Origin of the sequence: Bacillus sp. FSL R5-0585, assembly GCF_038004545.1 — a bacterium.
Classification (GTDB): domain Bacteria; phylum Bacillota; class Bacilli; order Bacillales; family Bacillaceae_G; genus Bacillus_A; species Bacillus_A cereus.
On sequence record NZ_JBBORJ010000002.1, the window covers coordinates 78,005 to 102,430 of the forward strand.

Consider the following 24,426-nt stretch of genomic DNA (forward strand, 5'->3'; position numbering starts at 1 on the left):
GAAACCTATTAATCTTTCGAACTAAACTCATTTGTCGGTTTAGTATTTGCTACTTCATCGATTTCATTTCGATAAGGAGCAGCATAACTTCGAACCTTGAAACCATCCTCTGTACGAACTACTTTTACCCATTTCACTGCTTTATCAATATTTTTAGGGGGCTTCTTTGAAATAAAGTTATACATAATTGTATCCTTATCTACCACATACTCTTTTACTGTATAATCTTTGTAAGATAAATTATTTTGTGGTCCTTGATTCGGATCTAAAATTTTATTTTTATCTCCATCGACGATAAGTTTTCTAATTGTTTTATTATCATGTTGTAAGTCGGCCTTTACGAAATCTAGCATCATTTCTCTAGGAGTGTGCCCCTGTTGATCTTGTTCTTCTCCTACATTTGTTTCGCTGTTTCCACATGCTGCGCTCAAAATTAGAGCGCCAGCACATAGGCTAGATAGCATTAATTTTTTTAGTTTAGTTTTTACCATGTTAACTCACTCCTACATTTATTTTTTCTCCCCCTTCTTCGACAAAGGTTGCATTAACTTCCTGCTTTTCATCATCATTTGACTTTCTATAATTCTTTCTTGCATTTGGTCTTGTATCGAATGCATCGTATAAATCCTTAAACACTACATCCATTGTGACAACACCTGTTCTTCCTTGGATATCTTGGAATAAACATTGTCCTGTTTCTAAATTAGTAATAATCGCATGATTTTCCTCATTATCAGGTAATCCAAAGAAGTCTAAGATTGAAGAAATCTCTTTACTGTCGGTATTACGGAATGAGAACTTCATACCGATATTATTCTTAAATGTCTCATCTCCAAGGTCACTTGCACTTTGAGTTGCAAAGTATACTGCAGAGTTTAAGGCACGACCTTCACGAACTAGCTTACGAGCCAACTCTCGTCCTTGAGAAGTTCCCATGATCGCCCATGCTTCATCTAATAGAACAATTTTGAATTTAGTAGGGTCTTTTTGAAAGAATTTTCTTGCAAATGAAGATAGAGACATCAGCATACTAACTGATAAATTTTCTTGTAAGGTATAATCTTTCGGATCCTTTTGAATATCTGGCATGTCAAGATGCTGAATTTGTATGATATTTACTGCTGTATCAAGTTCAATATCTCTATTTGTTCCATCACCAAAGATTAAGTGTGCAAATGATAAATTCTCAAATGCTTGAATATGAGCGGCCAATTGCTGATCCACTTTATCGTCACTATCCTCAAGGTATTGAGATACAGCTGTTAAGCACGGCTCTTCCATTCCTGCTACGAATTCTACGGCTGAAGCTAAGCGCGGGAATTTCTCCGAGTTATCGGGTTTAATACCTGTAATGAAAGTAAGAATTGTCATCGCTAACTCAATTGCATCTTTTCGGCTATGTTTATGAATGATAAATGGGTCTAATTTCCCTTCATCTCGCCTATCAGTCCCAAGTGTAATTACGTTTACCTTACCTTCTAAGCCGTGTAAATCTTCTGTCCAGTTCCCCCTCTCACCTTTCGGATCGACTATTAGTGTTTGAGCTCCTCCTAGTACTGCTAGGTAAACAATTAAGTTCGTTCCAAATGATTTACCAGAACCAGTACTTCCTGTTACCGCAACTGAAAGTGCGCTCGTTTTTTGATTTGCAACAGTATTTGTCGCTGCGAGAGAAGGTGTCATATAAACTGCTTTGTTTAAAATACCAGTTGTACCTATATAAAATCCGATATTATCACCCAAATCTTGTGTTGCACCAAACATACCGGCCGCCAGAACTCCAGGCTCCATAAAGTGTATATAATCATTTACATACCTTCTAGAACCAGGGATAAATTCATTAAACAGCAAGAACTGGTCTCCATATGGTCTTACTAGTTCAATCATCATCTCTCTATAAATAGAAATGAGTGAATTGGTATTTCGGCGCATTGTATCTAAATCTTCAGCACATATACAGAAGGATACCGATGTCTTAACAAGTGGCATACGTGTCTTTTGTATAAGGGCTTGTAATTCAGTAGCTTCTTGAACACCCTCATAAACGTTTAGTCCAACAGTTTGTGAATTTTCCCTTGCATGTGCTTCTTGATCTTCTAAATCTTTTTTCTTTTTATTTAGTTTAGATAGAGCTTTACGATGGTTAATATTTTCTGTTCGTACACTTAGTTCGATTGGGAAATCTATATTTTGGATCATATACATCCACTCTTGGTCTGGAAATTCCATTGTGTATGGGATCTTCGATGCCGATAAGAAACTCATATATGCTGGATACTCTAATCCATCAGAACCGATTTGAGACATTTCTATATGTCTTCCTTTAACGTCTATCTCCGATTCTGTTAGGCGTAACAAGCTCTCTTGATTCGGAAAGATAGCAGAATCGTCATCAACTACCGGTGGCGTCCATCCTGCTGTAACAGGTGCTTCCAATGTACGATAGAAGTTGCGTAATACAATCCATTGTGTTTCGTTTGTTTCTAAGCTTCTTACGGCTAAGTGTTTTCTTATTTTATTTCTAAAGGCACTAGCTTCCCTTTTAAACATCTCCAAATCAGTTTTTAGTATTTTGGTATCACCAAGTAATCCAAACTGTTCTGCAGTGTTTTTAAAGGTATGAAATGCAGTGTAAAGCATTTCCTTAAGTCCTTCTTGTATGTGTCTTACTTTTAATTTCACACCTATAAAATAACGATATTCTACAGCGTTTTTACCAAATTTTCTTTCTAATTCATGGACAACGTCATCAGTATGATCGATTGCTAGTTCTTTTAGTTCACCGCTTACTGTTTCTTTAAACTCATCTGCTTTTTCTTTGAAATTCTGATAAACAGGTATCATTAATAGATGTTTTTCTTCTTCATAATTCCAAAATAAGCCAAGTTGTCGCATAAACAACGTATTTTTATCATCGTCTCCTTTAAATTCATAAGGAATACCGTATGCCTCATAATACGCCCAGCAAGAACCATCTTGGTTAAAAATCAAATTATCATGAAAATATTTGACTGGAAATTCAACCTGATTCATTTGTGCCTCCTTAGAGAAGAATATGAGACTAAACTAATTCTTCCGTATAGATTAATTAATTACTTTTTCTTAATTGAATCATCCTTAAATCGAACTACTGTCTTATATTGATAGCTTCCAATATTACCAGTTGTATCTTTATAACGACTCAATTTTTTTCTTTCAAATGTGAATGCAAAGAATCGATATATGAATTTGTGCGGGCTTTTTCCATCTAATTCTACATTTCCAAAAAAGTACGCTATACCACCAGGTAATATTAAATATTTAAAAAAGACATTTTCTCCTAAGGGTAAAAATTGATCTAGAAATATAATTACTAAAAGTGTCCCAACAAAGATTCCCAGTTGTCTGTAAGGTACTGGGAAAGGGAGTGTTATGTCCCTTATCCCATATAAACTCTTTGGAATATCCCAAATAGAGTTATAAGTCCTTACTTCCTTACGAGTCGGTTTCTGAGTCACTTATACCAACTCCTTAAAAATTTATGAGTTTCATTAGTTATTATTTGAAAACTAAGTTATATAATTTTGTTCCAAGGTCTTTAAATACGTCTGGTGAGAATACAAATACTGAAACAATTGCACAAAGTACCAACCAACCGATTAACCCTGCCATTTGTCGTTTTACAAGAAGAACAATTACACCGATGATTGCACAAACTAAAAAGATTGGACCTAACTGAGCTACTAACCAGTTTTTAATATTTACCCCAAAATTAATGTTCCCTAGAACCGCTGCATCTGTAATAGCAGGTAATTGCTGAGCAACCATATCTAATCCCAAAAGCTCCATAATTATTTACCCTCCACTTTCTCTAATGTGTTTTCAAATTTCTTCATAGAGCTAATTGAAAACTTGTTATCTTTATTTACAAGATTTAAATCATATGAGTATGTGTACTCTAAGTTGCTATCATTGTCTTTTAACTTAGCATCAACTAAGACTCTGTATCCTTTATCCTTATCTTCGTAAATTCGTAGGTTTTCTAATTTGCTAAATGTCATAATACCTTTTAATCCATTTGTTATATTACTTTTTTCAAAGTAGTAAGCTATTTCTTCTGGTGTTCCTTCTGTATACACTTTAAATACAGATTGTAAAAATTGTTCTACTTTTTTAATTTCTGCATCTGTATTAATTTCTCGTCCTTCTGATTTGAAAGTGGCTATTTTATAAGGTGCCTTTTCTCTCTCTCCATGAACGATTGTAGGATTGTTAGGGACTACCATCTTCCCTTTCTCCATTAAGATTGGTATAGAGAAGTACCTTGTAACTTCTTTTGGTTCCTTTGGTGTGTCTGGAGCTTGTGTCGTTCCAGGTGCAGGATTATTTACAGGTTCTAGTTTCTGAATGATTTTCAAAGTAACTTCTGCTTCATTTCCTTTTTGTCGGACCTCTACTGCTTCCGATTTAACTAAAGTACTAGAAGCGTTTTTTAAAGTATCTCTATTTAATCCACCTTGCTCATCAGATCCTTCAACTAGAAATTTCTCTAATCGCTTTCTTCGTTCTTCAGCTACATTCATATCAACTTTCCAATTAAAATAATTAGCGGCAAAATTATTCGCATATGCAATTAATTCTGCTTCTGACATTTTAATTTTTACTTGTTCCTCTTTCTTTTCCTGAACAGCTACTGCTCTAGGAGGACCGGCAAGTTGGATAAATGAAAGGGAGCTTCCCACAACCACAAATCCCATTACAAACCAAAATGTAACCTTTCCTACTTTTCTTCCTGTTATTGCTGGAACTTTCTCCCTTGTTTTACGTTTCTTCTTTTCTTTAAGTGCTTCTGAGTTTTCTTGTTGCATATCTAATATTTCGGTTGTTTTATTTTTTGCTTGTTTAAAGAATGTAAATTTCTTTTTTTCGGAGTTTTTCTGGGATTTCTTTTTTACCATGTCTTCACCTCTCTTTTTAAATGATTAGGAGATTACAAGTTTCATTGTAATTTCCACTAATCAACTATCTACTTTAAGTATGATTTACTTTTTTCGGAAATCTAAGAGAATATGAAAAAATAATTTGTTTTATATAAATTTTTTTTAGAATCCTTTATACTAAATGTGTTGTATATTAAAGTACATAAAAAACCAATTCCATTAAAGAATGAAATTGGTTTTACACAAAATTGCTGCTCTATAGTAAGTATTAAACAATATAAAAACCTTATATAATATATCTCTTTTAAAATATTTAAAGATTAAAGATAAAACTTTTATACAAAAGAAAAATAGTGCTTAAACATTGATATACCAGGGGTTTATAAATGTTTAATACGTAAAAAATCACAAACAGTAATTACTGGTAATGTATCTATATGACTTAGTTATGGTTCAAAACCACAAAAAATCAAAAAGTAGAAATATGAAAACTACATATAATCATCGTTAAATTGATACACGAAATGGAATAAATAATAAGTGCTAATTTAGAAGCCTTATTAACAGATTCTCCACATTTTAAAGAATTCTATACACAATTAATTAACAAAACACTTTAAGTTAAGAACAGAATCCACTTTTTCAACTTAACTAACAATAGAATTTCTGATTTTAAGTAGATATAAGGATTAAAGCTTATAACAACAGTGTTTTGAACTATAAATTCTCCACATTTGATTAAATTTATTAAGATATCAACAGAATTTAAAAATAAGTTTATGTTTTTTTGTAGATACAAACGATATAATGGATTAAAAATTCAGATTTCAGATTCAGCCAGATTGTGAATAACAGTTTTTCAATGAACTGTAATGTATGAAATTGCATAAAAAAAGAGAGGAAGTTTTCAATTTATATGAAAACGCCTCTCTTTTTTATTTGCAGTGACATACTCGAAACGTTATTCCCAGCACGAATAGCCCTCTACTTTTGTTTTTTTCAAAAATAGAGAGCTGTATCATTACATTGCTGGAAGCAGCTGATCAACTGTATTTGGCACTTCTTTTGTTGAACGGTAGTACGCTTCTAAGGACTGTAGAAACTGAATTAAATCGAAATCTTCAGGGACTTCAATTACACGAATCTTTTCCTTCGGCAATTTATCAATTTTTTCAATGAACAGTTCACGAATATCACTAGGGATTTGATTTCCTTTATGCCCACTAGACTTTAATAGTTCGCGAATTTCAATTTCTAATGCTGTATATGCGTTAATGTTTACGCCTTGCTCATAAGCATACTTTCTAAACAGTGATTCCTCTTGATACTGCATGTAATTACGATGGTAAGCATCTATAGTAACAGGTACGGCGTATTTTGCTTGAAGCAGGTCATGAGCTTTACGGAATAGCTTTTGAACATTGCGTAACGAGTAAATAGCAAAATGAGTACCAAATTTAAAGATGGCCTCTTCTTGTTCATATTTAGGTACATTGTGTGTAATTAAAGGATAGATGCCAGTTTTAGCAGCTGTATCCAATACACGGTATTGAGAAGATTGCTTTAATAATTTACTTAGCGTATAAACAAGCTTTTTCGGATAACCTTCTTGTCGATCAATCATTTCTCGTAAACCACGAACTACTTGACGGATTTGACGGTGACAAGAGTATTTTAAAACGTTAATGAATTGGTTCATATCTTTTGTAAATTCAGCAATATTCATTTCAATTAATAAGTTTTCTATGAATGTAACTTTACGCTTATATGTATCTCGTGGTGTAAATGGATCACGGTATTCTGCTCCTTCTTCTTTCGCGCATAAGAAATCAGGATGTAGAGATAAATGCAACGTAGTATATTGCCTTTTATTTCTCTTTCCTTTTTCTAACTTGCAAATTTTAAATAAAGGAGATCCAGTAGCAGACAATTTTGTTTCCAATTCCTCAAGTACAGCACGAATCTGATGTGGGTATTTTTTATGTAGGTAACGATACATACCGCCAAAATGAGTTGAGTTTCCTTGTTCATCAACTTTAAATAAAGAACGTTTCAAAGTTGTTTCGCGTTGTTGCTGCATTGCTACATCCATAAATAGCTTCTTAGCTGCAATAGATAACTCAAAGAATTCTTTTGTAAATACTATTGGGCTGATAAATGTATATGCATTTGCTTTATTTGTTTTCTTGTTCATGAAATCGGTTAAAGTGATTTTATATTTACCACTGTACTCATTTTCAATTGTAATGATGTTGTGGAAACTTAACTTCTTTAAAGCCACATAAAATTGTGAGTGGTGAATATGTGCAAATGCCTCTTTATAATTTTTATAATCTTCCCATAGCATGTGGATCGATACGTGCGAAAGCTCACCATATGTATTACATTTTTTATGAAGAAATAGAAATACTTCTAAATCAGCATTTGTAATTCCATATAGCTTATGTTTTCTGCCTTCGTTTTTATCAAATTCACTTACTTTATCTACAATCTTTTTCATTTTCAGTGAAAAAGATGGCTTTACTTTTGCAAGAAACCCCTCTTCATCTGCAATTCGCTCTTCATAGGACATTGAATTCACAATGTCTTCTAAATAAGTATCTTTAAAACTGTAATACTTACCTTCTAAAGCTTCTACTAACTTTTGCCATGATTTAATTGTTACAATTACCGGTGTTGTTGTTTCACCATTTAAACTACGTTTGTTCTTTATAACGAAAGGTTTTGCCATCTTTTTCACCTCCTTATATATTAAGTTGCAGTTTTCCCCACAATTAGATATAGATTATCATTTTTGATTATATCAAATCGAATACTGGTGAAATCTGTCCCTTTAAGAGAAAAAACAAAAAAATGAAACGTGCCTCTATCCCTTGTGTAACAAGGGGTTTGACGTTTCATGAAAAAAAGTTTGTTGCCACCATAGGGCTATGAAGTTTTTTGAATATGAAACGTAATACGTAGTAGGAGAAATCCTTCAAAACCATTGATTTCATAGGGTTTTTATCCAATTTCGTTTGAAAGTTATAGCCATCATATAGCTATAACGTTTCATGTTTTTAAAACGAGTTATATTTTATTAAAAACCGCTGTAACCCTTGGTACATATAGGTTGTTGAGATTTTTAAAATGAAAGTTGTAGCCATCATACCGCTATAAACGTTTCAGTTCGTTTCATGTTTCCTGCCATCATATAGCTATAACGTTTCATGTTTTTAAAACAAGTAATATTTTATTAAAAACCGCTGTAACCCTTGGTACATATAGGTTGTTGGGATTTGCAAAATGAAAGTTGTAGCCATCATATAGCTATAATGATTTTAGCGTGTTTGCTTTCATATTTTATGAAATGGCTTTATAGCAACGTTTATTACTAATTTACATAGAATAAAAAAATTTTTAGTCAAGTGATTTTCAAGATATTCTCGTTTCATTTTTTCAAAGTTGTAACCATCATATAGCTATAACGTTTCATAAATTACGAAATTGTAGCCATCATATAGCTATTCATTATTAAAAGTAAGAAGTAATAGCCATGATAAAGCTATACAGTTTCAAGTAAGAAGTAGTAGCCGCGATAAGGCGATGCATTTCAAGTAAGAAGTAATAGCCGTAATAAGGCTATAGTTTCAAATAAGAAGTAATAGCCATGATAAAGCTATACTGTTTTAGGTAAGAAGTAATAGCCGTAATAAGGCTATAAAACTTGAAATAAGAGCTTATAGCCATGATAAGGCTATAGAGTTTGAAATAAGAGCCTATAATAGCCATGATAAGGCTACATAGTTTTAAATAAGAAGTAGTAGCCACGATAAGGCTATAGTTTCAAATAAGAAGTAATAGCCATGATAAAGCTATATAGTTTCAAGTAAGAAATAATAGCCACGATAAAGCTATATAGTTTCAATTAAGAGTCAATAGCCATGATAAGGCTATAGTTTCAAATAAGAAGTAATAGCCATGATAAGGCTATATAGTTTCAAATAAGAAGTAGTAGCCATGATAAGGCTATGAAGTTTCAAGTAAGAAGCAGCTGGCGTATTTAAGTTGTGACCTAAAGTAACAAGTTTCTAGTCGTTAAGCAAAAAATCAGTGTATTTTACTAATTTACTTTTAAAAATTGAAATTGTATTGTAAAGTAGTGATTTTACAAATAGAAGCAGTTTTATATAATTAAAGACAAGTAAATAGAATTAAAATGATCCACAATAAAACGAGTAAAAACCAATAATTGTGTGGATTATTCAGATAACATTTCAGCTTAAAGGTTATGTAGCCATCATATAGCTATGGCGTTTCATATTGTTAGGATTTAAATTATATTGGTTAATAACATTGTTAGGAGGTACTTAAATATGGAGAAAGTAATAGCATTGTTCAGTGACGCCCTCCTACTTGCTGCTCCAATCTATGAAGAAAATAAGCAGTTATGGGCCAAATGGCAAAAATATTACAACGAAGTTCAAGAGAATCACGATAAATTAGTAACTTCAGCTAATATATCCCCTTCCTTCTCAACACTTGTTTCTTGGCTGGGGCAGAAACAAGAACAAGGAATATCGTTATTGCACATTTACGCAAATCTAGATAAATATAAAATTGAGATTCAAAATGTATTAGATAAAATCATTGAACAAGAGTTTGGAGAAAAGCTTGAAGCAGCTGAACCAACTCAAATTTCAAATCCTGAACATGGTCATATAAAAGAGCATATAGCAGATATGCCGGACGAATATTATCCTGTATCAAATGACGCAATGTACTATCAATTACGTGATGGAATAGCAAAAAATCAGTTTGAAGAAGATGAAGCAGCGGCAAAACCGGTACTGCCATTAGAAACAAAAAATTCAAGCGGAGTTGCACAACTATCTTCACATAAGGATGAGGATTTGAGATTAGTGAATACAAATGAAGCGGAAAGATGGTCTATATTGGTTGATGGAGTAATTAGTAATATGGATGATCTTACAGCAGACTGTTTAGATACCATTACAATACAATGGTTAAATCAAGCTAAATCACCAGATGAATTCATAGATTTTAGTTATGAGAATGTATTGGAATTATGTAATATGCCAAAAGCATCAGCAAACGGTGTAGAGTATTATCGGGCAGAAGATAAGATAAAGGTAGCACAACGTATTGCAGCGTTAGCAAGCATCTTTATTTATTTGAATGATGATAATGAAGTTGTAGTATTGAACGATCAAGCTGAAACTGGAGAAAAATTTGAAGTAAAACGTGAAGTAATCAAAAGACTATTCGTACTGGACTCTGTAGTGCTATGGAGAGATAAGAATACTAATGAATATATGGGGATAGAATCCTGTAAGATTAAACCGGGTAGTTTCTTATCGGGCTATTTGTATGGATCTAATAGCACAACGGCTTTATTATCGAAAAAAGCATTAGAGTATAATAGCTATAGACACAAGTTTCATAAACGTTTAATACGTTATTTATCCTGGCAGTGGAGAATCCGTCAACAATACAGTACTTTAAAAAGACCATACTCCATTGGTGGAGAAAAAGGTCTTCTATCTGTAATGGGCATTACACCCACAAAGGGTCGCCCAACTCGAACTCGTGAACAATTAGAGAATATTTTAAATGATTTAGAAAAAGAAAATGTAATTTCACATTGGGCGTATGCAGAGGAATTGGATGAAACAAAGATAGGCGAACGTAATTGGTTTAAGAATTACTATTCCAAATTAGGAATCATTATCTTACCACCAAAAGAATTAATGAATAATATAGATAGTATGGTAAAGAAAAAAGCAATAGATATGCAAGAGAAGCAGGAGGACCATTATATTGCAGAGACAGTAAAACAAACTCCTCAAGGATCAGAAGATGTGATACGAGAAAAAATTATGTATCAGCATATGCATCAAAATAAAACAATGCGTGAGATAGCAGATGAAATAGGTTTATCCCCTGCTACGCTATCAAGATTCTGTAATAACAAAATGAAGCGTATTTCAAAAAGTGTTAATGAAAAACTAAACAAGTGGTATGAAAGACAAATGATTATAGAGTCAATGTAAAAAGAAGCAGATACCTTAAATGGAGAGGTACCTGCTTCTTTTTAGTTTGTTCATATTCTGCTGTCGATATCTATTCGTGCTATTGTGTTCATGCCTTACCCATTGCTACGTTTCATGATTAATTCTCAAGAACGTCGTGTAACTTCTCAGCAAACTCTTTATGATGCACTGTGTTATAGCCCACATGGTGTCCGGGAAACTCTACTAATTCTGTTCCGAGGTGTTCTGCTAAGTTGTCTGCGCAATGGTAAGGAAAAAATTCTCGTGAATTAATTCCCCCGGCTGGACGTACCTGTATCGATGTAGATTTTAATGGGGTCTTTAATGCATCGACATTTAAAGTATAGCTGAGAATTCCCGGGATTTCATACTTAGTGAAATAAGTCGAATTACTGAGTAGTCGCTCTGTTAGCATATCCTTCGATGGTCCAGAATTGCTATCATCAATATTTGACAATAACTTTATGACCTCACTTTGATGATTTGTCTTAAGGTCTTCCATGAAATGTATAGCCTGATTCAACTCATTTTTAGGTAAAAGTTGTAATAAAACTGGCTCGTGTGGGATTAGTAACTGTACCTGCTCAGGATGGCGTACGTACAAATCAAGTCCGATGACAGCACCAGAACTACTTCCGAATACATAAGTAGGTTCATTGGTTAGATTGGCTAGCAGCAGGTGAGCGTCTTCGCTATGTGTGTGCACATGATAATCCTCAGTTTTATTGACGAGGTTGCTACGGGAATGACCACGACGATCGTAAGTAACAACGGTATACCATTTAGCAAGATGGTCGGCGATATTATGGAACTTGTCGGCATCACCACCCCCACCATGGATCAAAAGAAGATTTGGACCTGAGCCACGCACCTCATAGTAGATGCTCGCCCCAGGTACTTGCAATGTTCCGTTTTTTACTATCCTCATTTGTACATCCTTCCCTTCTTCTGTCATCTCCCTTAACACTACACGATTGGTGAAGGATATAAAATGCAAGAAATAACTAAGAAACAAATTCGCCATAAGAAAGAACAATGAGCATCACTTCATCAGTGCATCTATTTTATTTAGAGTAGACTATTTTTTGATCGTTTCAATAGAGAGGTGATATTCATCAGCTATTTGATTAATCGCTCTACTGTTTAATAGAAGCATTTCTGTGATCGATCAGCTTTCTTGTTCCAGAACGAGTACCCCGTCTTTGATGAGAGGTTTTAGGTTTAGGAATATATATTGTTTCTCCTGGAACATACTTTTGAGTTGCTAATATCAGCTTTTTATATCAAATAGCCGTTTTTTTTAATAGCCCCTTTTGGCCAACTTCATATCTGCCTGTATTAATCCATAAACGCGCTTGATTGTTCGGTGGATATCATGTGTACTTCTGCACATAATAAGATTGGCAAATGTTAAAGTCAGGAGGGTTTGTATGCAACGGGATAAAAAAGATATAGACACAACTGGTTCTATTATGAAACTAAATTTTGCAGAAACTGATGCGAATAAAGTGAAACAAGAAATTCAAAATGATGTAAGGGAAGGACAAGGAGCAATGACTTCCCGAGAAGCAGGTGCAATGAGGGATTAAGAAAACACTCCTTACTGTTTTTTATTTAGTGAAAGTTTTAACCAGTAAGGAGATTTCCTATTATCTGCTTTTGTTTATTAAAAACTCGTTTTTACTTTCATATAAATTTTATTTCACGTAAGTATCACTCATTAGAAATAACCTATATTTTGTTTGATTTTTTTAAAAAGAAGTTTAACTTGCTGTGATATAAACAATTCCAAAATTGTCTATTGTAGTTATCATCATTAATTAATATGTTATTATCAAGCTCGACTAATTTGTTCTGCAAATCATGAAAAGTCTTTATTAAATCACAATCTTTGTAGTGCCCCTGCTCTATTAGCTGAACCCAATACTTTTTAAAGCAATTGAAGCAGGAATGCATTTTCTCTATAGAAGAATTAACAAAATATCTTTCTACTCTTTCTGTAATTTCATGCTCTAGCTCATATATCTCCCCTGTGGGCTGGTAGATAGTAATTAGATTACCTGAATCCATATTACTCCCAATAACAAGGTATGGTTTAAACTTCTCTAAACTCGCTAAAAACGCTTCTGCATATTCTTTATCCAATATCGATAAAGAAAAATCATTTTGTTTTGTCCATTCCACTACATCTAAAAGAAAACCATTTGAATAGGTGTAAAATTCTACATTGAGACATTCGAATTCATTTTCTTTAATTTGATGATTAAGTAAAAAATGCATACTATCCATGGGCAAATTCAATTTGGCTATTTCCAATGTCATTCCTCCAACCCTTATTATGTAATCCATTTTCTTCTTCTACACAAACTCAATTAAATTTTAGCATAAAGAAATGGTTTAATTTTGAATTAAGTTTGATTAGAAATACCTCACAATGCCAAATTTTACGATAAATAAAAAGAATTCGTTTTGAAAAAGATTTTTCAAAACGAATTCTTCGTTTGTACATACAGATTGTGATTTTATAAAAATACTTGATTAGACTCCTAGAAACCCCTCGAAAAAGATCTGGATAGCTTGCAGTTCATAACAATCTGCTTTTATCATGTGACCTCATTTAAATACAATAAAGTGAAGTCTTACTTTAGTCACATCAAATTATTTAGGAAAGCAATATTCACTTTTGTTGAGATACAGAAGTTGTTCAGTATCTCTTCGGTTACCCTGTGTAGCGCCAGATAAACCCATTTTTATGAATCTGATAAAGATTGTTACCTCCCGCTGCGATTTTTTTCGTTGACGGATTATTATCCAGTTCCCGCCAGCCAGTGAGCGGAGTACCCGTATATTTCCAGATACGGCCATTATTGTGTAGTTGATATAGATTGTTACCATCCGCTACAATATCAATCGATGCTGGGTTTTTGTCTATCAACTGCCAGCCAGTGAATGGAGTACCTGTGTAGCGCCAGATAAACCCATTTTTATGAATCTGATAAAGGTCGCTACCTCCTGCTGCGATTTTTTTTGTCGCTGAATTCCTATCTAGTTCCTGCCAACCAGTGAGCGGGGTGCCCGTATATTTCCAGATACGGCCATTATTGTGTAGTTGATATAGATTGTTACCATCCGCTACAATATCAATCGATGCTGGGTTTTTGTCTATCAACTGCCAGCCAGTGAATGGAGTACCTGTGTAGCGCCAGATAAACCCATTTTTATGAATCTGATAAAGGTCGCTACCTCCTGCCGCGATTTTTTTTGTCGCTGAATTCCTATCTAGTTCCTGCCAACCAGTGAGCGGGGTGCCCGTATATTTCCAGATACGGCCATTTCTGTGAAGCTGGTAGAGGTTGTTTCCTGACGCCACAACCGCTACCGTCGCTGAATTATTATCCAGTTCCCGCCAGCCAGTGAGCGGAGTACCCGTATATTTCCAGATACGGCCATTATTGTGTAGTTGATATAGATTGTTACCATCCGCTACGATATCAATCGATGCTGAGTTTTTGTCTATCAACTCCCATTGCGGAAAGTTGGGAGGTGACGACGGAGCTTGCTGTGCTTTTTGGAAAATTACCGACCAAGAACGGGTTCCATTTTGAGATAAGCTAGCCGCAACACCGAAAAAATTATAATCTGGTGTCAAAATGATTTCTCTGTGCCCAGATGTGCTATGCATCCACCAGTTTATTGCCGCTTCAGCAGTTCCTGGTTGCCCACAATAAATAATCGCTCCAAATTTCAATCCCGTAATACCTGCGTCTTGTAACATTTTAAATTCGTCGCCATTTAAGGTAGGGCTATAATGCTGACATTTTCCGGTAGTAGTCATGTCATTTGCTTTTAATTGGGTTACTTGAGTTAAGCGATTATTTATAGATAAAGGATTTAATCCAGCTTTTTGTCTTTCTTGATTAATGAAATATATCATTTGTGTTACTTCAGGAGCTGTTTGCCTTATATATTCATGATAATAGTCATAAGGATATTGAATATAATTTTGTTTATATCGAAAAGGATAAGGGGACAATCCAGGTTGAAACATAAATCAACCTCCCAATTTAGTTTAATTAACCATATATGTTATGTACAATTAATAAATTTAGTAATTTGTACATTTTCTATATAAAATTAGTACCATTTTTAATAAAGATGAAACTAGATCACTCCTGTCTGTTGCCTATGAAATAATAAAAAGGTATGAGTATACAACCCACACCTTTTTACCGTTATAAATATTCGTTATATGCTGAGTGCATCAATCATGATTAATGTCACCTTCGATATATTGACTGAGTTTATCCTTAATTGCCGCACTTTCTGGGGTTACTTCTGCTACTTTACGATTGTGAAGACGAGAGCCACCTTCCATTTCATCTAAAGGTAATGTATTTTCTTCTTCTTGAGGAACAGTGGCAGCCATTTGTTGTAACCATTGCATTGTTAAGTTAGATGTTGTATTTTTACCATTGATTTCTGCAGTTCGTTGAATTTCCTGCTCCTGCTGATTATGGGTAACAGTTGATGTGTAAGCAGGTTCTCTATATTGTGGTGTATGCTTCGCCCTTGGCACTTCTATTGGAGTTTCAGTAATAACTGATGCTTTGTTGTTAAGTTCAATAGGTTCTCTATGTTTACTTGTATCTGGTATACTTTCTTTTTGAACATCGATTACTTCATTAATTTTTTCGGGTTCTGTTTTATTGGAAGTAGCAATTGATGCTGTAGTGCTTTCCTTTTCTAGTTTAGGAGCAGAGTTTCTTGAGTAATCTTGCACAGACTGACCATTTGTTAACTCTCCTTTATTGTCAGTATCATCTTCATTAGTATAAAGATCATAAGTATCAGGATTTAACGTTTGTAACCAGCCTTCTATTGCAGTAGGTGCCGTTTTAGGTGTACTCAATTCCTCAATTACAGCTTCTTCACTATCAATATCTGTATCTGTGACATAATCATCATATTTAATTTCCTCATTCAATGACTCTTCACGAATTTTTAACCAATAAGCAGCTGCTTCTGCATCAACTTGAATCTTAGCTGTTTTAAACTCAGAGGCAGGAACAAAGTTAGCATTTACTTGTATTCCTCCTTGTGGAGCATTATCTTTTACGATTTTAGCAGCACACTGGAATGCCTTTTGAATTAAGATATCATTTTCAGAAAGGATGGGTACCTCTAGTTTCGAATAAGAGTAGGATGTTCTACGTGTACTTTGTGTTTTCGTTTCAGCTGTCACCATATCAATTTCTTGATCACCTTCACGTGCTTCATAAATTGTTTTCGTACCCATTAGCTTGCTAAACAATTTAGCATCTTCATTAGTAACATCACCATAAACAAGCTTGTTACGAAATGTCCCTAATAGGATATCCATGAATCTTGGGCCATGTTCAATTGCTAATTGACTAATTGTTTGTGCAATAACAATTAGTGGTGCTTTATATTTACGGGATTGAGCAGGAAAACTTTTAAATGCTTTATAAATGTAATCCGCAAACTCATCGACTAAAACCGGATGGTAAGGAGATACGTTAGGCTTACGACGGAAAACAGCATTCTGTACGGCATATAAACACAATTTACCGAATACATCAGATAGATCAGAAAGTTCCCCTTTAGCAGTATTGACTAACAGAATACCTCCAAATTCCAAATGATTCTCAAAATCGAAATCCGATGGACCGCATAAAACACGACGGAGCAGAGGTTGAGCAGAAATATCATTTAATGTGTTTCGTAAACCACGAACAAAGGTTTCTTGTTTATCAATAATCTTTGGTTGACCATAGTATTTACCTTCAGTATGATAAACAACTTCCCCTCCCCCACGGCCACCAGAAATTTCAGGAACATAATTTAAATCAAACCATTCATCTACTTGTTTCATTATGCGGAAATGGTTTCGTTCATCCCTATCTGGAATAGATTCAATATCATTCGGAAGTCGTTCTTTTAATTTGAGATGCATCTCAAACACGAGATTAGCATCATTATACATATCAATTAAATGCTCGAATCTAGCTTCAAAGTTAGAATCATGGAGTTTTAACAGATAAATATGTTGTTTAAGATGAGAACGCTCAGATTGAACGAAGAACGGATTCCCTGCTCCATTATCAGAGAGACCCGTTAATACTGAACATAACATCTCAGCAACTTTATCGACTGGACCACGTACAAAATTTATTGAAGGGGTATCAGGATTTGTTGGATCTAAATAGAAAATAACACTTTCGGGAATCCTGTGTGCTAATACCAAGCTATATACCTTTTCGCAGAAGTCATTAGATGGCTCGATAACTGTAAGACCATTAACTTGAGTTCCTTTTACATCCTCTGAATGATAATCTTTTCTTGTATATAAGGTTTTAAAGTTATTAATCATTGAAGCCATATAGTCAAGAATTTGATTGGCAATTGGCAAACCTAGTGCAGCTGATTTACCTGTACCAATGTTACCGATGATCATTATATTAAGCGTTAGAGACTTGCCCTGTATAACTGCCATTTCCCGTGTCGCACTATTAGGACCAAGAAAGATATCAGGGTCTGGCAATTTTGATGGGTTTTTTTCAGTGAAAAACTTGTGTAATGAAGTAGCAAGTTTTCGTTGACGATCATCATTCAAAAAGGAAAGCATCCAACCAGGTATTTTAAATACGTATTCCCATTTTCCGAATTCATCTAAAAGCTCTTTTTTATGCTCGTAAAAAATCTTAAAGAGCCATAAGAGTACGAGAATAATAATAATTACAGGTATAGCAAATACAAGGTGCATAATATTACTAAAATTTGAAAGTATAGTATCCTCTAATCCTTTGTCATTAAGTGAAACTTCTCCAGCTTTCGAATGTAAGAATGGAATAAATATCTTAGCTAATGGAACACTAAACGCCCATAAGTACTGGGCAACTATACCAATTAACATCATCGAAAAAATAAACCATCTACGCTTTATCTCCTGATAGGTCTTAACCTTGGTTGATAGTTGCCAAGTGTAAATTAAAATCCAAAAGCTAAAAAAGGTTTCAATGTAATAATTAGTTTCAAATGGATTACCGAAGATACTTAAAGTAGGTAATGGAGCCCCCATTTGTATTGACCAGAAAGAAGCGTATTTATAAATTCCTCTAAAAGCAAAATACCAAGCTAGCAGAAGTAGTAATGTCACAACATAGTAAGATGAGCGGGCTGCTAAACGATATTTCCAGCTTTTTGTAAGGTCGATTGTAACTGTATAGGAATTTTTTTTGCTCTTTCCGGTTTTGGGATCTTCCCCATTACCTGGTGCATTATTGAGTTCAGCATTCTTTTGAACTGCATTCTCCAAATTCTTGTTTCACCCTCTCTTTTAACGAATAAAAAGCAGCGGTGAAATTAAGCAATTCAGCAGAAGTAGCCAATAATATATTCTCTGGTGCTATGGAATTGTGATACAGATCAGTAAAAATGGCTTGCTGCCCATGCTCTAATTCATCCGCTTCATATATCCCCAAAATTTTAATTGGGTTTAGTGTTCGGTGTTGATTTTGCATGGCCAACAATCCTGATAATTGTTGTAATTTTAAGTGTGTGTTAACCTCCCCTACCTTAAGTATTGTTAATATACACAATATTTCTAAGTAATCTACAGATTTTTTTTCTTCATCAGGTGCTTTTTTTCGTAATACCAAAATGTCATCTGTTAGCTCAAGTAATTTAGAATGCTGAATCCCTTTCGTTTGCATTTCGTTTTTATTGGATATCCACTCTACCGAGTAAGAGAAAGAAGAATTTATGTTCAAACGTTCAGTGATTTTTTTGAACAGATGACTTTTGCTTAAACTATTAATTTCGCGAATTTCTTGAAGAATATTGTTTATTACAAGTTCTGATCCACCCATATTGCATACGTAAACATGTAGGTTATTCACTACACTTAAACGTGGTATATTGCTGAAAGCCTTTTTTAAATTTGTTACACGTGTAGTTCTTTTTTTGTAAGTAGAAATTGTGTGATAAGAATCATCGATTACTGAAAATAACACGTAAAACCGTTTAGACGGATTAGAAGCAGCGATATCAAGATATTTTTTTAGTTTGTTTTCTAGAAATGGAATGTTTTCTGTTCCTGTATCAACTTCAATATTGATAATAGAATCGTTACATGTAAGAACCCAATCAGGAATGATTAATGGGTTTCCCTTTGAGTCTGGATAAAACTCTTTAGATGGACGAAATGAATAAACGAGTTGAGGTAAATCTTGTTGGAAGGAAACGGGTTGAAGTTCTGGCTGAAACATTTCGCGATACTCTTCATCTTCGTATAAGAAGTAAACATCATTTGAATCGGAATACATTAGGTTGGGTAAATGTAAGTTTTGCTTCACAATTGAGTTTAATGGAAAAAGATAATCTCCATTACCACCTACAATTGCACCAGTATGTTCATTTTGGGATTCTGCTTCAAGTAGATTTAGCACAAATTGTGTAATAGCTATATTGTGTTCATATTGCCTTTTGGTAACAAACGAGGTATTGCAATCAGTAATTAATTTTAAACGATGTAATATCTCTGCTCCTTTTGAAGCTATAGAAACGAAATCCAATGTAAAGCCACGCTTTTTTCTCACACTTATATTTTCTTTTTTTAATAATTTCATTTTTGCCCACTTTGTTAACTTTGATGAAAATGTGGTTCGACTTATAGGTCCCCCACTTATCAATTCGTAAAATTTTCGTAATTGAATTTGAGATACTGTTCGTTGTTCATATAAAAATAAGACTGTAAAAATGTCAGAACGATTAAAATAAACTCCACGATCATTCTCTCCGACGATATATTTAACGGCATGATCAAATGTTTTTTTCAATTTTAAACACTCCCTTGATATGGAAATAATATACGGAAATCTGCATAAAATCGGGTGCAATTGTCATGAAATGAAAGTAATTAATGTTGGATGAATTAAGCAGTTCAGAACATAAAAATGATTAGTGTATATTTTAACTGAAATTTGCAAAAAAGTAACCCATTATCCCCTATGAACTCTTGGTTTAAAAATACATATTATTTCGTCAGGTGTGAGTAATAAAATCTAATGTTATCAAGTGAGAATTTGCTATTAGAATTCGTCATATGTATTTCGACAGTGATAAGAGGACATATGACGAACTCTAATGATAAAAAAAGGGTTCGTCATATGTATTCCGTCATATGTGTTTAGAGTATCAAAAATAGATAAAATGTACAGTGAATATACTTTTGCATAGATGAAACAATCTATTATACATACTTACATTTAATTCAGTTGTGGTATTTGTTAAGCAGAAGGAAAATTCACATCATAAAAGAAATAAGTAAATAAACATAATAAAGTAAATGAAAATTGTGTATATTTCATATTTTGCATGTTACAATTTGATGTAAGGGGTGAAAAAATGCGGAATTGGAACACAGAATATGGGTTAATAACAAAGATAATACAAAGTGAATTTGAAACGGACTTTCTTTATAATAAAGTAACTAACACGTTAAGTAACGAACATGAGATTATTCCAACAAGGTTTGCAGCTCTAGATCCGTATAAACCGTATAATACCGCACAAGTTAGTAGAATTTTGAGGATAAAATCTAATCAATTAAGGTATTTAATCAATAAATACGGTGAATACATCCAAATAATAAAAAATAGAGCTAAATATGTTATTTCATTTAAAGCATTATACAGGATTTATTTAGTAAACCTATGCCTAACAAAGAGATTAACAAGTGTGGCTGAGTTTAATAACATAATGACTTCACATGTTAGTTATAGCGATTATATTGATATGAAATTGACAACTTATACTGACAAGTTTGTTGAACTTAATTATAAAACTAACCAATTGAATGAAAATGAAACACAATTTTATGTGTTATTCATGCAAATATCAGAAATAACTACGGAATTAATAAAAGAGATAACTAAATATAATATGACATTAACATCCCCTTTCCTTTCTGTTGACAGCAGAGAGAGAAATGAGTTGGTAAATAAGAAACAGGATTATGAAGTTCTTTTCAATAAACTAAGTGTTTTATATAAAACTTTATAGTTAAAAGAGTAATACTTTATTAAGTATTACTCTTTTTTTATAGGCCTATTTATAATGTGTATATATAAGACTTATAAGTAAGACGTGTAAGGATTTGTGATGATATTATATTGACATGAAATTAATATAAAAGTACATAAAACCCTAATCTATAGGTGTTTTTATATAAGTCTTATATATAGTGCGTATATGTAGGGTGTATATTTGAAATGAAATGATAATAGCATCATATTTTAGGTATATCATATGTTGAAAACATAAATTCAGATAAAGTTCTACATAAATACTATCTTTTAAATGAGTATCCGATAGTTATTGTTAGTTATATGAAATCTGATATTAACATGTTTTGTGTACTAAGCATATAAGCGACTTGCATATAAGTCTTATATAAAAAGCGTTGATATATATGAGGTTTATTCGTTTTTTTAAAGTAAAAGTTTATATATAAGTCTTGTATATAATGCCCTTATATAAGTCTTATATATAATGACTTGATATACGTCTTATAATAATGTAATATATTTTTAGGAATAATTAACCAACGTTTTAAGGGGGGGACAACTTGAACGAGGTATTAAGTGAAAAATATAAACAGAACAAGTTTACTGATGAAGTTGTAGAAATGTTCGCAGACATTATTGAAGAAGACGAAATACTGTACAATGTATTTCATTACATAGGATCTCAAGTAAATAAACAATACCAAGAGACAAAGTATATGAGAGGTATTTCAATAAATGAGATAGTAGAAAGTGTTGTTATTGATAGGAGAGTAAAGAAACCAAAAGGTAAATCCTATTCATTAGAACTTGAAAGAACTAACATTTCAAGAAGATCAGCAGAAGGTAGTGTTGCTACTTTAGCTTCAATGTCATTAATAACAGAAAAAATTATGCACCCATATAAGTTTTTAATTTCAACTATTAGGGGACAGCAAGTATTAGTTGAATTAAGCAAACGTAAAAAAAATAATGAGAATAAGGGAGAGATAAAATAATGGCAAAAAACTTTCTGAAAAACGAAGTTGCTGTAAAGATGACTATGGTTGGTTTTGGGCAAGCCGGAACTAGAATGGTAGATAAGTTTGCTGAGTATAAGCATACAGATGGTACAGCAGTATATAATTGTCTTGCATTAAATAGTAATGACGGAGATTTAGCTGAACTGAAGCATGTTCCAAAAAGTAATCAGGTTTCACTTAAATTAGGTGGTTTAGGTAAAAATCCTGAACGTGCTGTAAAGGTTTTAGAATCTAACGACGATGCTAAAGATAAATTAAAAGAGTTTATTACAGAACGTGTAAGACCTTCTGATGAATTAGTGTTATTTTTTGCTGGTTTAGGCGGTGGTACAGGTACATCTACAATTATTAAAGCAATTGAAGAATTCTCTGCTTTTCATAATAAGCCTGTTATCGCGGAAGAACTAAAAAGTATGGCAATGAAAATTCCTAGAGAAGAATTAATAGCAAATCAACAAAAATATGCAAAAATTGCTTTCAATAATGCAATTGAACGAAAAGATTTCATTAAAATGGGCATTGTGGTTACACTACCAGTTAGAGCGGATGGACCTGATGTACTGAGACAAGTAAATAAATTCTCACAAGAAATTTGGAAGTTAGCAAATGATCCAGCTAAAGGCGTAGCATTTGTTGTGTTTGCAGATAATCAACATTTTTACGATGAGTTTAAAGGCTTGAATGAAAATGAGAAAAAAGGAATTGCAAACTCACGCGACTATGCAAACCAGCGCATTGGAGATATTATTCATGAGTTAAACACAGCTGCAAACGGTTCTGGAACGTCTGTAATTTTAGATTCTCAAGACTTTAAACGAATTCTATTAGAAAGAACTGGCTGCTTGGTAATTAATAAGGTTTCACGTAACATGAACCAAATTGAAAATAGTAAAGAAATTGTAGATATGTTCTCAGAATCATTAAAAGGAAGCTCATTCCACCACCCAATTGATCTAATGAAAACAAATGAAAATGGAGATTTAGAGGCATCTAAAGTGCATCATTTTGGTATGTTGGCAATTTTAGATGAACAAAAAAATATTGATGATTCATTCATGGATGATGCTAAGGTAGAAGTAACAAATAAACTACCAATCAATGGAACTGTTTTTAATGGATATCTAGTTAGTAAGAATGACTTTATGGGTAGCGTGTATACTTTCTATAAAACAGATGCACTACCATCTCGCTTATCTAAAGGATTAGTCGAAGAATACAATGAATTTAAAGAAAAGCAAAGCCAAATTCAATATACAAAGTCTCAAATTACAACTATTGAGGAACAAGATTCAGATGATGACTTCCACATTAATTTTGGTGATTATTTAGAAATGGAACCAGCTAAAGATGAAGAAAAGAATGTACAAAATGATGAAGAATTAGCGGCATTTATGGATCCAGATAAAATGTTTGGAGCATAATAAAAAATAAGCCTGGAATTTTCCAGGCTTATTTTTCTATATTCATTGTATTTTGTATGTACTCAATCATGTTTTCATCAATATAGCTTTCTATGAAAAGCTGCTTCCGCGCAAGATCTTCTTCTTTTTTAAACCAGCCAACTTTTTTAATCCGAGTTTCTTCGGGAAGAGTATTCCACTCTTTTTCAGCTTGTTTTCTTAACTCTGTACGCGCTCTGTGCTGAATAATCATATTATCTAGTCTTTCTTGTCTTTGGCGCTCTTTTAAGGTTTCAGGGTCTTCTGGTTCAGGTAACGCAGAACGTACAGCTTCCTCAAATTTTGCTCGATACTCCATTTCAATGCTTTGTAAATGCAATTCAAGCTTTTGTTCTACTATTTTTTCGATTGTTGCAGCTGCTTCATGTATGTTTAATTGAGCTGAAACTTCACTGGTTTGATTTTCTGGTGAAACCGGCCTTAGTTCAAATTGATGTGGTAAAAGTTCAATAATTGCATCTAGTGACCATTTTTCGTCTCTCTTCTGCTTGATAAATAAAGCAATATCTAAATCAAGACTATTATATAGTTTTTCATTTGTATTATTGGTTCTAAGAGTGCCATGTAACCCTTTTTCTTCTAAGGTGTTAAACCAATTATATACCGTATTGTGATGGCGACCCACTAACTTTGAAAACTCAGTTATTCGCCATGCTTTTTCAAAAGCGTCTTCATGAATAAAGTTTTTAGTAGTTTCTTCACCATTTTCAGTGGTAGCTTGCTTATCTTGTTCAATCATTGTTATACCTCCTTGGAATTTAATCGTAGAAAGTGAAATTAACATAGAAAGTGGAATTGACATGTTAAGTACTTTTCGGCAATACTAATTAAAATACCTTTATAAAATGAGATTAACATCAAATATAGCATTAACATGTAATCAATTA

At 33.3% G+C, this 24,426-nt stretch carries 17 protein-coding genes and 1 pseudogene; 5 read left to right on the forward strand and 13 right to left on the reverse strand.

All coding sequences use genetic code 11. From position 1 onward, the window contains the following. Positions 1 to 8: 8 nt before the first annotated feature. The 6 genes from MKY38_RS26925 to MKY38_RS26950 form a co-directional block, all read right to left on the reverse strand. Positions 9 to 491 (reverse strand): hypothetical protein, encoded by a 483-nt coding sequence (locus MKY38_RS26925; protein WP_262937094.1) that lies wholly within the window; start codon positions 489 to 491, stop codon positions 9 to 11. Position 492: 1 nt separating this feature from the next. Then, a complete protein-coding gene (locus MKY38_RS26930; protein ID WP_341050542.1) occupies positions 493 to 3,033 on the reverse strand; it encodes an ATP-binding protein in 2,541 nt (846 codons plus the stop codon). A gap of 59 nt (positions 3,034 to 3,092) precedes the next feature. Next, positions 3,093 to 3,497: a TcpE family conjugal transfer membrane protein gene (locus MKY38_RS26935; RefSeq protein WP_000192357.1), complete on the reverse strand. Its 405-nt coding sequence runs from the start codon at positions 3,495 to 3,497 to the stop codon at positions 3,093 to 3,095. A 40-nt stretch (positions 3,498 to 3,537) separates the two neighbouring features. Further along, positions 3,538 to 3,828 (reverse strand): hypothetical protein, encoded by a 291-nt coding sequence (locus MKY38_RS26940; protein WP_000421395.1) that lies wholly within the window; start codon positions 3,826 to 3,828, stop codon positions 3,538 to 3,540. 2 nt (positions 3,829 to 3,830) lie between these two features. Continuing rightward, positions 3,831 to 4,937, reverse strand: coding sequence for a conjugal transfer protein (locus tag MKY38_RS26945; protein ID WP_341050547.1), 1,107 nt, complete (start codon positions 4,935 to 4,937; stop codon positions 3,831 to 3,833). A 1,003-nt stretch (positions 4,938 to 5,940) separates the two neighbouring features. Further along, positions 5,941 to 7,650, reverse strand: a complete 1,710-nt coding sequence (locus MKY38_RS26950) for a hypothetical protein (protein WP_341050549.1) — start codon at positions 7,648 to 7,650, stop codon at positions 5,941 to 5,943. Positions 7,651 to 9,274: 1,624 nt separating this feature from the next. Between MKY38_RS26950 and MKY38_RS26955 the strand changes: the two genes are divergently transcribed. Beyond that, positions 9,275 to 10,972: a helix-turn-helix domain-containing protein gene (locus MKY38_RS26955; RefSeq protein ID WP_341050552.1), complete on the forward strand. Its 1,698-nt coding sequence runs from the start codon at positions 9,275 to 9,277 to the stop codon at positions 10,970 to 10,972. A 118-nt stretch (positions 10,973 to 11,090) separates the two neighbouring features. Here MKY38_RS26955 and MKY38_RS26960 read toward each other — a convergent pair whose 3' ends face one another. Together MKY38_RS26960 and MKY38_RS26965 are read right to left on the reverse strand one after the other, a co-directional pair. After that, positions 11,091 to 11,900 (reverse strand): alpha/beta fold hydrolase, encoded by an 810-nt coding sequence (locus MKY38_RS26960; protein ID WP_341050797.1) that lies wholly within the window; start codon positions 11,898 to 11,900, stop codon positions 11,091 to 11,093. A gap of 136 nt (positions 11,901 to 12,036) precedes the next feature. Then, a pseudogene (locus tag MKY38_RS26965) lies at positions 12,037 to 12,246 on the reverse strand (hypothetical protein). Positions 12,247 to 12,402: 156 nt separating this feature from the next. Between MKY38_RS26965 and MKY38_RS26970 the strand changes: the two are divergent. Then, the gene (locus tag MKY38_RS26970) at positions 12,403 to 12,561 is read left to right on the forward strand and encodes a hypothetical protein (RefSeq protein WP_341050554.1); all 159 of its coding nucleotides are present in this window, start codon (positions 12,403 to 12,405) and stop codon (positions 12,559 to 12,561) included. A 142-nt stretch (positions 12,562 to 12,703) separates the two neighbouring features. On the opposite strand, the gene MKY38_RS26975 is transcribed toward MKY38_RS26970, so the two are convergent. The 4 genes from MKY38_RS26975 to MKY38_RS26990 all read right to left on the reverse strand — a co-directional run bounded on the left by MKY38_RS26975 (position 12,704) and on the right by MKY38_RS26990 (position 19,830). Next, positions 12,704 to 13,294 (reverse strand): SUKH-4 family immunity protein, encoded by a 591-nt coding sequence (locus tag MKY38_RS26975; protein WP_341050800.1) that lies wholly within the window; start codon positions 13,292 to 13,294, stop codon positions 12,704 to 12,706. 397 nt (positions 13,295 to 13,691) lie between these two features. Further along, positions 13,692 to 15,020: a CAP domain-containing protein gene (locus MKY38_RS26980; RefSeq protein ID WP_341050556.1), complete on the reverse strand. Its 1,329-nt coding sequence runs from the start codon at positions 15,018 to 15,020 to the stop codon at positions 13,692 to 13,694. 213 nt (positions 15,021 to 15,233) lie between these two features. Beyond that, positions 15,234 to 18,308, reverse strand: coding sequence for a type IV secretory system conjugative DNA transfer family protein (locus MKY38_RS26985; protein ID WP_341050559.1), 3,075 nt, complete (start codon positions 18,306 to 18,308; stop codon positions 15,234 to 15,236). Beyond that, positions 18,280 to 19,830 carry a replication-relaxation family protein gene (locus tag MKY38_RS26990; RefSeq protein ID WP_262937101.1) on the reverse strand — a complete coding sequence of 517 codons (1,551 nt, stop codon included), beginning with the start codon at positions 19,828 to 19,830 and terminating at the stop codon, positions 18,280 to 18,282. Before MKY38_RS26990 ends, MKY38_RS26985 begins: the two co-directional genes overlap by 29 nt. A gap of 538 nt (positions 19,831 to 20,368) precedes the next feature. On the opposite strand from MKY38_RS26990, the gene MKY38_RS26995 reads away from it, so the two are divergent. From MKY38_RS26995 to MKY38_RS27005, 3 genes are all read left to right on the forward strand, one after another. Next, positions 20,369 to 21,055, forward strand: coding sequence for a hypothetical protein (locus MKY38_RS26995; RefSeq protein WP_262937102.1), 687 nt, complete (start codon positions 20,369 to 20,371; stop codon positions 21,053 to 21,055). A 565-nt stretch (positions 21,056 to 21,620) separates the two neighbouring features. Next, on the forward strand, positions 21,621 to 22,055 hold the full coding sequence (locus MKY38_RS27000; RefSeq protein ID WP_001006719.1) for a hypothetical protein: 435 nt from the start codon (positions 21,621 to 21,623) through the stop codon (positions 22,053 to 22,055). Beyond that, the gene (locus MKY38_RS27005; protein ID WP_001097012.1) at positions 22,055 to 23,500 is read left to right on the forward strand and encodes a cell division protein FtsZ; all 1,446 of its coding nucleotides are present in this window, start codon (positions 22,055 to 22,057) and stop codon (positions 23,498 to 23,500) included. The genes MKY38_RS27000 and MKY38_RS27005 overlap by 1 nt, the downstream gene beginning before the upstream one ends. Before the next feature lie 28 nt (positions 23,501 to 23,528). Here the strand turns inward: MKY38_RS27005 and MKY38_RS27010 are convergent, their stop codons facing one another. Next, a complete protein-coding gene (locus MKY38_RS27010) occupies positions 23,529 to 24,278 on the reverse strand; it encodes a terminase gpP N-terminus-related DNA-binding protein (protein ID WP_202295789.1) in 750 nt (249 codons plus the stop codon). Positions 24,279 to 24,426: the final 148 nt, after the last annotated feature.

What these genes read in the sequence shown, in the direction of transcription:
- MKY38_RS26925 (WP_262937094.1), bottom strand. Translation starts at nt 491, where the DNA reads ATGGTAAAAACTAAACTAAAAAAATTAATGCTATCTAGCCTATGTGCT.
- MKY38_RS26930 (WP_341050542.1), bottom strand. Translation starts at nt 3,033, where the DNA reads ATGAATCAGGTTGAATTTCCAGTCAAATATTTTCATGATAATTTGATT.
- MKY38_RS26940 (WP_000421395.1), bottom strand. Translation starts at nt 3,828, where the DNA reads ATGGAGCTTTTGGGATTAGATATGGTTGCTCAGCAATTACCTGCTATT.
- MKY38_RS26945 (WP_341050547.1), bottom strand. Translation starts at nt 4,937, where the DNA reads ATGGTAAAAAAGAAATCCCAGAAAAACTCCGAAAAAAAGAAATTTACA.
- MKY38_RS26950 (WP_341050549.1), bottom strand. Translation starts at nt 7,650, where the DNA reads ATGGCAAAACCTTTCGTTATAAAGAACAAACGTAGTTTAAATGGTGAA.
- MKY38_RS26955 (WP_341050552.1), top strand. Translation starts at nt 9,275, where the DNA reads ATGGAGAAAGTAATAGCATTGTTCAGTGACGCCCTCCTACTTGCTGCT.
- MKY38_RS26960 (WP_341050797.1), bottom strand. Translation starts at nt 11,900, where the DNA reads ATGAGGATAGTAAAAAACGGAACATTGCAAGTACCTGGGGCGAGCATC.
- MKY38_RS26970 (WP_341050554.1), top strand. Translation starts at nt 12,403, where the DNA reads ATGCAACGGGATAAAAAAGATATAGACACAACTGGTTCTATTATGAAA.
- MKY38_RS26975 (WP_341050800.1), bottom strand. Translation starts at nt 13,294, where the DNA reads ATGACATTGGAAATAGCCAAATTGAATTTGCCCATGGATAGTATGCAT.
- MKY38_RS26980 (WP_341050556.1), bottom strand. Translation starts at nt 15,020, where the DNA reads ATGTTTCAACCTGGATTGTCCCCTTATCCTTTTCGATATAAACAAAAT.
- MKY38_RS26995 (WP_262937102.1), top strand. Translation starts at nt 20,369, where the DNA reads ATGTTACAATTTGATGTAAGGGGTGAAAAAATGCGGAATTGGAACACA.
- MKY38_RS27005 (WP_001097012.1), top strand. Translation starts at nt 22,055, where the DNA reads ATGGCAAAAAACTTTCTGAAAAACGAAGTTGCTGTAAAGATGACTATG.
- MKY38_RS27010 (WP_202295789.1), bottom strand. Translation starts at nt 24,278, where the DNA reads ATGATTGAACAAGATAAGCAAGCTACCACTGAAAATGGTGAAGAAACT.